This is a genomic window from Chryseobacterium sp. NRRL B-14798 (genome assembly GCF_050470705.1).
In the GTDB taxonomy this organism is placed as follows: domain Bacteria; phylum Bacteroidota; class Bacteroidia; order Flavobacteriales; family Weeksellaceae; genus Chryseobacterium; species Chryseobacterium cupriresistens.
The window spans coordinates 3,724,608-3,737,799 of record NZ_JBFLUL010000005.1 but is presented as its reverse complement, the minus strand read 5'-3'; the positions used below and the strand labels follow the sequence as shown (position 1 = coordinate 3,737,799).

The following is a 13,192-nucleotide window of genomic DNA, read 5'->3' as shown; positions in this document are numbered from 1 at the left end:
TCATCATTTTACTTTGTTACAATTCCTGAAAAATATTTTCAAAAAAAATTAAAAGCTGTTACCGGATTCTTTGGATTTTGCCTTTACAGGAGCAGTTTTTGACCCTGAAGTAAACCTTATATTTTCTGTGGTTTTAAATAATCTGTCGATTTGTTTTCTGGTGGAAATATCCGGAGCAACGTTGTAAAACTCATTGATCAGATCCAATGAACCAGGTTTCTTTGGATATTGATTGTTGTTGAGGAAATTTTTCAAAGCCAGGTTCACTTTATTTTCACCGATTAAGTTACTCAGCTGTACCATTGCGGCAGCTCCTTTGGAATATGAAATATGAGGAACATCTCCGGTCGCTTTATAAATCGGAACATTTTCAGACAGTCCTTTTTCATTGTCATAGATCTGCTGATGTACGGTGATTCTTTCCATCATTTTTTCTTTGTCATGCATTTTTTTGTAAAGCATCATCTCAGTATACATGGCGAGGGTTTCAGTAAGCATCACAGAACCTTCTCTGTCATCAGGGTCGATCTGGCTGCTGCCCCACCAGAGATGGGAAAGTTCATGACCTGCCAGCTCATTGATGACATCCTGTTTCTTATCCGCCAGAATATTGGCGTGGAAAACCATATCCTCAGGCATAAAAACAGCAGAAGGATAGGCTGTAGCGGCAAAACCTCTGGTAAAAGAAGAAATCTCCGCAAAATTGATGGTTTTAAAAGGGTAAGTCCCGAAATTCTGCAGACAGTAATCTAAAGTAAGCTTTGCGTTTTCAAGAAGGTGATTCACATTCTCAAAGTGTTTCTGATGATAAAAGATATTGATGGAAATTCCTTTATAGTTCACGCTTTTGATCTTATACTCAGCAGATGAAACGGCAAACCGGAAAGGAATCTGATCTGCTTTATACTTAAAATAGTTGCGCCCGGCCTGTGACCATTTTCTGACAAGATCTCCTGTTCCTATGGCTGTTTGTTTCTTTTCGGTGGAAATCATCATCGTAAGATTGATAAAATCCCTTTTTGAAACTTCAGGAGCTTCAGGTTTTTTCAGTTCACCAAGTTTTCCAAGCTTGAATTGGCTTCTTTGTTTCTTATCCTGAATTTCATTATCCTTCTGATATCCAATTGTTGGATAATATCTGCTGATTCTCATAAAAGATCCGTTTTCAATAATGGCATTGAAAGACTGGTGTCCATTGACCGCAAACCATTGATAAGATAATGTAAAATCAAGAGAAGCTGTTTTACCAGGCCGGAGAGGCTTTTGTAATGAAACTTCTGTAACATGCTTATTAATTTTTGAGATTTCAGTACCACACTTTATCATAGCAGATTCCAGTTTTAAATCCTCATTAAAATTGATCAGAATCTTATTGATAGGTTGATTGGTTTGATTTTTAAGGATATATTTTCCAACAATCTGATAAGCATTGTTGGAAGGATATAGTTTAATTTCTGTAGCAATATCGGTGATATCCGGCTGTAGAAGTTTTTCATACTTTCGATAGTTTTTTTCATATGCTGCTGATCTTAGAATAGCCTGATCTTCATTTTTTGGAATATATCCTTTCATAAACAATACCCCGGCAAAGATTCCTGAGATGAGCAGAATGATACTGAAGCCAGATGCAAGTACAGGAACTTTTTTAATTTTTATAATGCTGTTGAGCATCCATAAAATACTGATAATCCCCGTTCCGAATAAAAGTCTTTGTAGAAAAGCTTTTTCATAAATTCCATAGCCGTTAAACTCACTGTAAGTCCCTTTAAAATCTGAGAATATTCTGAAAAGAGGGTAGGGTATCAATTTCCCCGAAAGCGGACCTGATACTATAAAAACGGCAAGGATGGAAACTCCAAGGGCTATGAATTTGTTGGGAATTCTGTCATTTATCAAAAGAATCAATCCGGAAAACAGCATCAATGGAAAAGTATTGAAAATAAAAACACCGAGATAAGCATTCCAATCAATATGAAAATACTGATAAGCCGCCTGAAAAATAATGCCCTGAATAATTACAATTCCGGTGAAGAAAAACAGCAGAAAACTGATGGAAATGAAATGGCCGATTAATCTGTTTTTTGATAAATAGATACTGTTTTCAATCAGAGAAAATCCTGAAGAAGAACTCCTCCAGTAGACATCATTTAAAAAATAAGCGGAAATAAGAAGTCCAAGCAGATGAAAATTTTCCGAAATGGTTGTTGCCATAAGTCCGGAACCTGCATATTTCTGCGGAAGGCGGATGCCTTTTTCAATTTCGGCATACATTTCCATTCCCATACAAAATAACAACAGTATGGAAACGGCAGGAACAGCAGCACTTTTAAACAGATAAGTAAGGTCTGTTTTTGCAAAAGACAAGACAGATCGAAATGAGTTCTTCCAACCAAAGTCTGGCTTCACTGTGGAATAATCTGCTTTATTGGTTTCAGAAAATGTAAGAGTATTTCCTAATGTTTTTACTTTCTTTCCTGAGGTATTGGAGAAAGAAAATAATCTATACGAAAGCAGAAGAATTCCAACAGATATAAAAGAGAATAAAATTCTGTTAAACAAAAGATAACCAGAGAAAGGTACCAGTTGAATATTTTTCTGAGGAGCTGTGAGATCACGGGCTTCCATAAAATAAGCGGATAATCCAAAAGGATCTATTAAAGCCGAAAACTGTTGCGTTTCCAGTGACTGGGGAAGACTTCCCGCCATAAAGGGTGAATTGGAAAACAACAGGATAATCATGTAAGAAACATACAGAAGCAGTCCGCCTACTACAATCAGCAGTTTTTTCCTGACAATAAATGCAATGAGAAAAAGGAAACTGCAGACAAATAAACTGTTGATAAAACCGAATATGAATAAAGGGTATAGATAATGGACAATGTTAAAACCTTCCTGCATTTCACTTCCCGTCCGCATTATCTGACCTATGATAAATCCTGTCATTAAGAAAGAAAAACTTAAAAACGTCTGTAAAAAATAAGCATAGAATTTCCCTTTCAGGTAAGTGAGTTTTGACAATGGGAATGAAAACAGAATACTGTCAAATTTTGAATCCTGGTCTTTAAAAAGCAGCTGCAATGCATAAACCGTAGCGAAAAAAATCACGGTAAGGCTCAGCATTCCGGTCATAAAACCAATGGTGTAGGGAGAGTTTAAATAAATCCCTTCTCCTACTGAAAGATTGAACTGATTACCAGAAAAGATGCCCATTCCTATTAAAAGTAAGGCCACAAGATAGGTGAGCCAGTGCTGGGAAGAGCGTCCGGCTTCAAATAAAAATATCGTATTCATGATTAAGGTTTTTGGGTGAGTGTATGGAAGTAAACGTGCTCCAGCAAAGGTGTTACAGGGCTGAAATCTTTCGGAGATTCTTCAGAAAATACAGTGATGTGGAGTTCTCTTTCCAGAAGCTGTCTGCTGATGATTTCATAGCTGGAATGATAGCTTTCCAGTTCATTTTTGTCAATGGGTTTTGACCAGATTCTATTGTCCAGCTCTGCAATCAATTTTCCCGGGTTTCCTTTTCGGAGGATTTGCCCATGATTCATCACTGCCATTTCTGAGCAAAGGTTTCTGACATCTTCAACGAGATGCGTAGACAGAATAACGATAACATCCTGGCTGATATCATTGAGCAAGCTGTTGAAACGATTGCGTTCTTCAGGATCCAATCCTGCTGTTGGTTCATCTACAATAATGATTCTCGGCTCTCCCAGTAATGCCTGGGCAACACCGAATCGCTGTTTCATTCCCCCAGAAAAGGTATGAACTTCTTTTTTAGCAAAATCAGAAAGGTTGACTTTTTCCAGCAAGCTCAGAATTTGTTTTTTACGTTTGCTTTTTTCGGTAATCCCTTTCAGTACGGCAATATGTTCCAATAGATCGTACGCGGAAACTTTCGGGTATACTCCGAAATCCTGAGGCAGAAATCCAAGATTTTGTTTAACATAATCAGGATTTTTGATGATGTCCACTTTATTGAAAAGTATCGTTCCGGAGGTTGGTTTCTGAAGTCCGACAATAGTTTTCATCAAAGAAGATTTTCCGGCTCCGTTGGGACCAAGAAGCCCGAACATACCGTTTTTGATGTCGAGTGAAATGTCTTTAATAGCCTGAAATCCATTTTTATAGGTAAGGCTAAGGTTGTTGATGGTTAATGTGTTCATAACGTTGTGTTTGGGGAATAGAAGGACAGGCGGCCTTTTGGCAGCTGGTTTAGAAGTTAATGGCTGGAAGCTAGAGGCAGGAGGCTAGAAGCTAGAGGTTAGAAGTTAGAAGTTAGAAGTTAGAAGTTAGAAGTTAGAAGTTAGAAGTTAGAAGTTAGAAGTGAACTCTTATACTCACCACTCTCAAACCCTCTTACTCTCAAACCCTCAAACCCCGCAACTCGCATCCCGCAACTCGTTTACTCTTTAAATTCAAGAATATCTCCCGGCTGGCATTCCAGGATTTTACAGATGGCTTCAAGGGTATCGAAGCGGACACCTTTGGCTTTACCGGTTTTCAGGATAGAAAGGTTCACGGGCGTGATACCCAGTTTTTCTGCCAATTCTTTACTCTGCATTTTTCGTTTGGCAAGCATCACATCTAAGTTGACTATAATTGGCATTTTAAATAAATAGGTCTTGTTCGTTTTGCAAATGTAGTCCTTGCTTAAAGATATTCGCAAGAAACAGACAGAAAATTCCAAGCATAAAGTGAATAAACACCAGTCCCCATATGATACTTTCTACTTCCACAAAGAAACTCGCGATAATAACCAGAGGAAGCGGAATGAAAATATTGTACAGGTAAAATCTCTTAAGCTGAATGATATTTTCCTGAGTAAACAGTTTTTGTTGGAAAAACACTTTGAAAACCCCGGCAGATAACCAGAAAAAGATTCCATAAGTGATAAGCACCAACATAAAGGAAAATATCATATAAGGATAATTGTTTTCGATATTCAGAAACGGTTGTTCTGTAAACGGATAATTGATGTGAAGGAACTGGCCTTCTTTATAAGGCGTGACCGCAAATCCGCTCATCAGACAGAATAAGGAATACCCAAAAGTGACTAAATATCCGGCCGAAAGTAAGGCGCAGATATAGAATAAAATTCTTGCAATAATTTTGGTCTGGTTCATGGTATGAATTGTAATTACTATTGCAAATGTATAATTAATTATCGTAAAACAATAATTAATTTAAATAAAATTTTAATTTTTAAATTTTGAATTAATCAATAATGCTAAAAAAATAAGGTGTTAATCACAGTTTTTTATTAATTTTAATAAGAGAAAAGTTGATCAACTTATCCTTTAAGTAATACTCAAGAAATGATTATAAGGTTTTCTTATTGATACCCTTCGACAGGCTCAGGGTGACAACTGGAATACCAACGACAATTTTTAAGCACTGTCAGGCTGAGCCTGTTGAAGCCATTATTATTAAAAAGGATATATCAAAAAAAAAAGAAATCATGGCTTACAGTATTGAACTTGCAGACCGTGTACGTGAACGGCTTTCAATGGAAAATAATATAGAGGTCGAGGAAAAGAAAATGTTCAGCGGACTGTCTTTTCTGGTGAACGGAAAGATGTGCATCAACATCAGTCATGATAATCTGATGTGCCGTTACAATCCCGAACTGGAAGATGAGGTTTCGGAAAAGAAAGGCTTTCTCCCAATGATTATGAAAGGAAAACAGTTAAATGGCTATTGCTATGTAGAACCCATAGGTTTCCAAAAAGCAGATGATTTTGAGTATTGGATTAAAATATGTTTGGATTATAATCCCGTTGCAAAGGCGTCTAAGAAGTGAGTTTTCGGGTTTGAGTGTTTGAGAGTGGGAGTGATGGAATTCACCAATCCCACTATTCATCACTCATCATTTATCATTTATCGTTTATCATTCATGATTATACAGTTTTTCTCTGATCTGAATTAATATTTTTGTGGTTTTCTCCAGGTCCGGAGAGTCGGGAAGAGTGGTGGTAGAATAATGACTTTCTATGGATTCTATCAGGTTTTCTGCCTTTTCCATGACATTTTCATACGATTGGTTTCCTCCTTTGATATCTAACAGTTCATCACGGTTATTTACACGAATTGTCAGTGACCCGGTTTTAAAAATCTGTTCGCAGGACTGAAGCAGCCGGATGGTGTGCATCATATTCTTGCTGTCGTAATTCTGTCCGTGAGTCTGATTGACATTATAGCGGTCTTCATTACGCTCAGCCACCCATTTCCAGTATTCCCTGTAATCTTTGCAATACACAGAATACGCATCCAGATTACAAAACAGGTAAGCAACCGGTTTTTCCTCTTTAGGAACAGAGGATACAGAAACCTGATTCGCTTCTTCATTCTGAATAACTCCTTTATATCCCAATGTTCCCGATTCATCATAAAATAAAGCGAACATTCCTTTTGTATGATCAATGTTTATCAATCCGCATTTTTCCTGTGAGAGACCATCCTCATCCAGCCATTTTTTCAATGGGACAGAACCTTGTCCATCCAAAATAAAGCAAAAATCCAGGATTGATTTTCTTTCTTTATCAATCGGATTTACAATCTTTTTATTGAGACCTTTTGCCTTTTTAATCTGGGAAACAGCATACCCTGCAAAAGTGTCTTTGCACAGCTTTGAAAGAAAATCTTCTGTTTTCAATAAATCCATCAACGGATGCTTGTACAGAATACAATCCTCAGGACTGGCCAGAATTTCCAGAATATTAGGATTGTTTTTCTGAAGCAGTTCTACAAATCTTCCGATTTCATAATACGTAAGATCATTTGTCTCATTGGAAATCTGCGGAATATAATTAAGCCCAAAGAAATCTTCCCTCGGCAGATAATACACCCCACGGATATCCGTATCAGAATTCTCCGTCGCCAGCCCGAAAGCTCTGCTTCCGGAAATGGCTTCGAAGAGGAGGAGATTTTTATTTTTTAGGTCTTGGATGGTCATTTTAGTTAATTACAGTTTTTTAGATTAATTTGTTTGATTCTAGCTTTTTAATTAAAAAACTACGTTCTTTTTCTGAAATACTATCAAAAATGATCGTGTAGCCTCCAGGGTATAATCTGGCGTGGACAAGATTCGAAATATTTTTCCAAAGAGAATGATAACGGTCCGAACATTCAGTAATGAAATCATAATCTGCAAGACCTTTTGAAATTAAACTGATATTCTTAGTATAATATCCTATGGCTGGAAGGTGTTTGTAATCTTGATACTCCTCAAAAAAAGCTTGTTGCTCTATAAAAGTTTCAAAAAATTCAAAATAAAAGATATAATCATTGCTGATATTATCTTTTATGGCAATTCTTCCATCTTCCGAAATACAAAGTCCATTGCAAATAGGGAACAGAACTTGCTCTTCACATAGAAAAGTCTTGATTGTCTTATGTTCTTTTACATTAGCAGGATTGAAAATGTGTATGATATTATCATTTATGATAAGACCAGAATACATTTCTTGAAACCTAAGGATCTCAGAGTAATTTTTGATGGAATACAAGGATAAGTAATTTTCTATCTCCTTTTTATCAATATAAAACTCCTCTTTTCGTTCTTTTCTTTTTAAAAAATTAAGAGCTCTTTCAGATAGTTGTTTCATAAGCTATTATAATTGTAATATCTCCCTAAAAATCCTCTCCATCTCACCTTTATCCGCTTTTCCCCCAGATAAACTTTTCGCTTTTTCTTCATTTTCAGCGACTGTTTTCTCCAGAAAATCAAACAGTTCCCAATCGTTCGGATGGTAGTAAGATTCTCCTTTGGTTGCTTTTAAGGTGATAAGATCTTCTATTTTTCTTTTGGTGGCTTCATCCGTTAAAACAAGCAGGTCATTGAACAGTACAGGAGGAACCGTTCCTTTTTCTATGATCCATTTTCCTGTTAATGTGGTTCGTAAACAATAAAAATAACTTTTTAATTTTACTTCATCATGTCTGCAGGCTTCCAGATATTTCTTGCTCATGCTCAGATAATGATAGGAAACTGCTATCGGAGAAAAGCAGGCATCAGCCAAAGGTTTAAAGAGTTCTACAAACCCTTCATCCGCTTTATACACGATAGGAGAATAAAACCAGCTCAGCAAAGCCGCATTCGACTTCAGTAAGAGATGAAACGTCTTTCGCAGGTCCCAGCCGGAACCATCCAGATCATCTTCTGTCATAAATTCTATCGTTTCATCCTTATCCCAGGGAGAAAGATACCAGTCTTTTTCATGACGGTATATAAAACGTATATCAAAATCACTGTCAGGAGACGCAAAACCCCAGGCTCTGCTCCCTGATTCTACAGCAAGAAGGACTTCCACGCCCCGTGCTGCTTCTATTTCTTTTATTTTTTTAAGTATTTTCGGTGTCATTGGTATTGATTGATGGTGCAAAGTAAAGGGTGAAGTGCGCAATGTACTCGCGTAGCTTTTTTAGGTTTCGAGGTGCGGGTTTCGTGGGGGTGGGTTTTAGGGTTTGAGTGTGGGAGAGTTTGAGAGTTGCAGGGTTCGGTTTGTGAGTAAGTGAATATTGCGGGCTAAAATTTTTTGACTTTTGAAAATTGGGCGTTAAAAAAATAAATTGTGTGAACGTTAAGAAAATTCTCCTGTCTGAGTGCGACGAATATATTGATACAAAAAAGTAATAATGAATTCGCACGAGTTTAGAATTTTTAGAGAACACATTTTATTTTAGCTCAATTTTCAAGGTCTTGACCTTTTGTTTCTTTTGTGTCAAGACAAAAGAAAAGACTCATTGAATTTTACTAATATTGCACTTTTCCATTTAACGTAACTATAAACATCCATGTTATCATCAGAATTACAGCATAAAATTGATTTTAAAACAAAACCATTAGGGGCATTAGGACATCTTGAACATATTGCCCACAAAATCGGAATGGTTCAGAAAACCACTTCTCCGCAGTTACTCAACCCTCATATGGTGGTTTTTGCGGCCGATCATGGGATTGCTGCTGCAGGCGTAAGTGCTTATCCACAGGAGGTCACCTATCAGATGGTGATGAACTTCCTTGGCGGAGGTGCTGCCATTAATGTTTTTTGCAGACAGAATGGTATCAACATTAAAATTGTAGATGCAGGAGTGAACTTTGATTTCCCGGAAGAACTGAATCTCATTGATAAAAAAGTAAGAAAATCCAGCCGTAATATTCTGGAAGAACCTGCCATGACTCCTGAAGAATACCATCAGGCGCTTAAAAATGGAAAGTCTGTGGTGAATGATATTGCTAAAAAAGGCTGCAATATCATTGGCTTTGGAGAAATGGGAATCGGGAATACTTCCGCCTCTTCTTTAATGATGAGCAAGCTCTTTGACATTCCGATTATCCATTGTATCGGACGTGGAACGGGACTGAATGATCATCAGTTAGACAATAAGGTCAGTATTTTAACACAAGCCATAGAAAAATATCCTTCTGAAATGTCTGAGGATGAGATTGCCCAGACCTTTGGCGGATTGGAAATAGCCCAGATGATTGGAGCCATAGAAGAAGCTTATCATCACAATATGCTGATCATGGTGGATGGTTTTATCGCAACAGTTGCGGTAGCCACGGTCTGGAAAAAGAATCCTGAAGTATTGAATAACTGTATCTTCTGCCATGTAAGCAATGAAAATGCCCATCCTCAGCTGTTGGGACTGATGAGAGAGCAGGCTATTCTCAATCTGAATCTGCGTCTCGGAGAGGGAACAGGCTGTGCATTGGCTTATCCGATTATTCAAAGTGCCGTTAATTTTCTGAATGAAATGTCAAGTTTCGAAGATGCAGATGTATCAAATAAAAACTAAATGAAAGCTATAAAAAATGAACTGATTTACTTTGCAACGGCACTCATGTTTTTCACTAGAATTCCGGTTCCGTTTACCATTCCGTACTCCAGCGAGATTATGAATAAATCTCAGAAATATTTTGCCTGGGTAGGTTTGATTGTAGGGCTCATCAACGCTTTGGTTCTTTATCTTTCTACACTGCTTTTTAATCTTGAAATCGGGATTGTTGTAATGATGATTTCCAATGTTTTGCTGACCGGAGCTTTTCATGAAGATGGCTTCACAGACATGTGCGACAGTTTCGGAGGCGGATATGGAAAGGAAAAAATCCTGACGATTATGAAAGACAGCCGGGTAGGAGCATATGGAACGATAGGGATCATTTTGCTTTTTGCTTTAAAATTTTATAGTATTCAAACCTTAGGAATGAGTAATCCGGTGGGCGTTTTACTCATTGTTATTTTAGGGCATACGGTAAGCCGTTTTATTGCAGGAACGATGATCTATACCCACGAGTATGTTACCGATATTGATGTAAGCAAATCAAAGCCTTTAGCCAATAAACCATTGGATGGAATGGCTTTGCTGGTAAGTTTCATCAGTGTTTTAGCCACTTTTGCCCTGTTTCCGGACTGGCGTTTGATTTTTGCTTTTGCGCTCGCTTATTTAGGAAAAATATATATGGGTTGGTATTTTAAAAAACATATCGGAGGGTATACAGGTGATTGTCTGGGATCGGTACAGCAGGTTTGTGAAGTTTTATTTTATTTAGGAACAATCATCGTATGGAAATTCATCTGATCCGTCATACTGCTGTGGACAATCCTGAAAACCTGTGTTATGGTTTTGCTGAAATACCTTTACGGAAAGAGTGTATCGAAGATTTTAAATTGTTGGATATTGACGGTCATTATGATGTAATTGTTTCAAGTCCTTCTGAGCGATGCCGTCTTTTGGCTGATTATTTTAAATTTGAATACCAAACAGATGAAAGACTTCGCGAAATGAATTTCGGGAACTGGGAATTAAAAAAATGGACGGATATTCCAGAAGAAGAAATCAATCCGTGGTACAAAGATTTTGTTAGTGTAAAAGCATCAAACGGTGAAAGTCTTCTGGAAATGCAAAACCGCGTTCTCAGCTTCTGGAATGAATTCATTCAAAGAAAAGATCTGGAAAAAGCACTTATAATTACGCATGCCGGAGTTATTCGTCTGATCCTTCAGGTGGTGCTTCAGTTTCCACTGGAGAATATGTTTACTATTCAGATTGATTATGGAAGGAAAGTGATCATTCATGTGAATGAAGAAGTTTTTTCTGTGAAAAAGGTGAATGTATAATTACAGTTTTTATTCAATAGGAACGGACTTTAGTCCGTTTGGTAAAGATTAGTTTGTAGGCCGAATTCCTGTAAAAAACATACACAGAAATAGTACAATCCCGACCATTCTCCCAACTGAAGACGTGAAAATTCCCCTCCCTCGGAGAGGTGGCGAAAATTCAAAGAATTTTTGACGGGGGTGGTTCTCAACGTTTACCTAACCAAACCGCCACGAAAAAACGCCACCCGATATCATCAGATGACGCCATATAATTTATTTAAAAATTCTGATAAAACTATCTTTTTCCAGGTTTTCCAGTGAGAAATCAAAATCAGCTTCCGCTTTTTCTGTGGTAATCTCACCGCCAAGCTCTTTGATAAGCTCATTGAAAGACATCGCTTCATACCATTGCTGGTATAATGCATTTGTTGCCATTGCAGAAATCTGGCTATTTCCTGAAACATGCGAATGTCCGGCTCCGAAATTCAACAGTACGAAACATTGCTTTTCATTCTTCGCTACAAGCATTCCCAGAACCATTTGCTTCTGAACAGAATTACATCTGGCTTCAGCAAAGAGTTGATTAGGATTCATCATATAATCGTAGGAAATATCATCTCCTTTTCCGATCACAATTTTATATCCACAGTTGGCATCTCCGCTGAAAACGTTGTTCATGACAAGTGTTGGCTCACACAGACCTTTATTGGCATAAAGATATTCAACAGCGCCATTAGGAGCAGAAGTCATATCTCCGGAGTACATCAATTGTCCGTTACCATGGTTATAAGCGGCATTCCAACCTATTTTTCCTGCGATGTTCAATCCTGAAAGATCAAGGTCATTGGCACCCCATTGGTCTTCCCAATAAATACCTACAGCCAGTCTATCCGCATAAAAACGGGTTCCGGTAGGAATATTTCCAACAAACATTTTTTCAGAAGTTGGCAATGCAAATTCTATATTCTCAGGGAAATAGAATTTCTTTCCGGATAGGTTTTCATACTTCAGTTTTAAAAAGTCCAGAATGAAATCATAATTGAACTGATTCACGTAAGTTTCCTTACCTTTTTTAGTCCATGATTTTCCGTTTCGGATTCTGTAAACAAAGGTATCCTGACCGTACATTCTGGAGTAACATGCTGACAATGCTTTGAATAATGCAAACGGTGTCGCATTTTCCAGCCAGTGCCAATCGCTGTTTTCCAGTAATGTATTGGTAGCATCGTTCAGTGGGTTTGAAACCAATGGTTTATGATGAACCTTAGATAACTTTGATATTTTATTGATCGCTTTGGGTGCTCTGTTTTTATAAGCCAGAAATAACGGTTTAAATCTGTTGAAGATTTCCGCCATTTTTTCCATTCCAAAGCTTTCAAACAGATATGTCGGATTGAAATTACTCTGCTTGATTAAATTAATCAAATCATCATTTTTGATTAAAAGCGTAGTGCTCGTCGTTTTATAAATGACATAACGCAAGAATTCAACAGGATTTTCAGGGTAAATATCATAAAGATCAGCTATTTTTATAATGGCTTCTTTATTCCTGATGTTTTCTTTTCCTGTAAAATCATATTCCAGCTCCGTATGTAAAATAGAAAGCAAATCATCAATGGTTTCTTCTTTTAAAGCAATTCCTGATCTTAAAAGAGCAAGACATTTTTCCTGCATTTCTTCCACAGAATAGGCTTTGATTACTTTAAAAACCAGCTTCATATCAGGAACATTCAATATTTCATTGGGAATATAGATTTCGCTTTGGAAATCGCTTCCAGAGGTTGAAATATAATGAGTGATCTGTTCAAAAAATAAATCAATTCTGGAAGTGTTCTTTATTTTCTCCCAGGATTTATGAAAGGTTTTATTCAAATCATTACCATTCAGTTTTTCCTTTGCATAAAAAGAGATGATCTCATTTTTTGCCCATAAAGCATCTGGTTCAATAATAAAACCATCATTGGAAACAAATGGTTTTTCGTCAGATTTTCTGGCCAGTACAGCATTGAATAATTGTAGTGTTTTCATTGTTTTAAGTTTAAAAAATAAGTGAGGAGTAGATTCATTAAAAGTGAAAGGTATAGGAA

Annotated in this window: 12 protein-coding genes; 4 read left to right on the top strand and 8 right to left on the bottom strand. The window is 37.1% G+C overall.

The window, feature by feature from the left end:
- Positions 1-48: 48 nt before the first annotated feature.
- The 4 genes from AB1278_RS17170 to AB1278_RS17155 form a co-directional block, all read right to left on the bottom strand.
- Complete coding sequence (locus AB1278_RS17170; RefSeq protein WP_429815933.1) at positions 49-3,291, bottom strand: M1 family aminopeptidase; 3,243 nt, start codon at positions 3,289-3,291, stop codon at positions 49-51.
- A gap of 2 nt (positions 3,292-3,293) precedes the next feature.
- Positions 3,294-4,166 (bottom strand): ABC transporter ATP-binding protein, encoded by an 873-nt coding sequence (locus tag AB1278_RS17165; protein WP_429815930.1) that lies wholly within the window; start codon positions 4,164-4,166, stop codon positions 3,294-3,296.
- Between the two features lie 239 nt (positions 4,167-4,405).
- Positions 4,406-4,609 (bottom strand): helix-turn-helix domain-containing protein, encoded by a 204-nt coding sequence (locus AB1278_RS17160; RefSeq protein WP_002980904.1) that lies wholly within the window; start codon positions 4,607-4,609, stop codon positions 4,406-4,408.
- Between the two features lies 1 nt (position 4,610).
- On the bottom strand, positions 4,611-5,126 hold the full coding sequence (locus tag AB1278_RS17155) for a DUF2975 domain-containing protein (RefSeq protein WP_429815926.1): 516 nt from the start codon (positions 5,124-5,126) through the stop codon (positions 4,611-4,613).
- A 335-nt stretch (positions 5,127-5,461) separates the two neighbouring features.
- Between AB1278_RS17155 and AB1278_RS17150 the strand changes: the two genes are divergently transcribed.
- Positions 5,462-5,803: a TfoX/Sxy family protein gene (locus tag AB1278_RS17150; protein WP_429815923.1), complete on the top strand. Its 342-nt coding sequence runs from the start codon at positions 5,462-5,464 to the stop codon at positions 5,801-5,803.
- A gap of 87 nt (positions 5,804-5,890) precedes the next feature.
- Here the strand turns inward: AB1278_RS17150 and AB1278_RS17145 are convergent, their stop codons facing one another.
- From AB1278_RS17145 to AB1278_RS17135, 3 genes are read right to left on the bottom strand one after another with little or no spacing between them, the layout of a single operon-like run.
- Positions 5,891-6,955 (bottom strand): nucleotidyltransferase domain-containing protein, encoded by a 1,065-nt coding sequence (locus AB1278_RS17145; RefSeq protein WP_429815920.1) that lies wholly within the window; start codon positions 6,953-6,955, stop codon positions 5,891-5,893.
- Between the two features lie 19 nt (positions 6,956-6,974).
- Positions 6,975-7,607, bottom strand: a complete 633-nt coding sequence (locus AB1278_RS17140) for a hypothetical protein (protein ID WP_202839608.1) — start codon at positions 7,605-7,607, stop codon at positions 6,975-6,977.
- Between the two features lie 6 nt (positions 7,608-7,613).
- Positions 7,614-8,363, bottom strand: a complete 750-nt coding sequence (locus tag AB1278_RS17135; protein ID WP_395972826.1) for a nucleotidyltransferase domain-containing protein — start codon at positions 8,361-8,363, stop codon at positions 7,614-7,616.
- A 433-nt stretch (positions 8,364-8,796) separates the two neighbouring features.
- Here AB1278_RS17135 and cobT point away from each other — a divergent pair, with 433 nt between their 5' ends.
- From cobT to AB1278_RS17120, 3 genes are read left to right on the top strand one after another with little or no spacing between them, the layout of a single operon-like run.
- Positions 8,797-9,801: a nicotinate-nucleotide--dimethylbenzimidazole phosphoribosyltransferase gene (cobT, locus tag AB1278_RS17130; protein WP_202839604.1), complete on the top strand. Its 1,005-nt coding sequence runs from the start codon at positions 8,797-8,799 to the stop codon at positions 9,799-9,801.
- Positions 9,802-10,584 carry an adenosylcobinamide-GDP ribazoletransferase gene (locus AB1278_RS17125; RefSeq protein ID WP_280212562.1) on the top strand — a complete coding sequence of 261 codons (783 nt, stop codon included), beginning with the start codon at positions 9,802-9,804 and terminating at the stop codon, positions 10,582-10,584.
- Positions 10,569-11,123, top strand: coding sequence for a histidine phosphatase family protein (locus AB1278_RS17120; RefSeq protein WP_280212560.1), 555 nt, complete (start codon positions 10,569-10,571; stop codon positions 11,121-11,123). The genes AB1278_RS17125 and AB1278_RS17120 overlap by 16 nt, the downstream gene beginning before the upstream one ends.
- 255 nt (positions 11,124-11,378) lie before the next feature.
- Here the strand turns inward: AB1278_RS17120 and AB1278_RS17115 are convergent, their stop codons facing one another.
- Positions 11,379-13,133: a hypothetical protein gene (locus AB1278_RS17115; RefSeq protein WP_395972833.1), complete on the bottom strand. Its 1,755-nt coding sequence runs from the start codon at positions 13,131-13,133 to the stop codon at positions 11,379-11,381.
- Positions 13,134-13,192 lie beyond the last annotated feature (59 nt).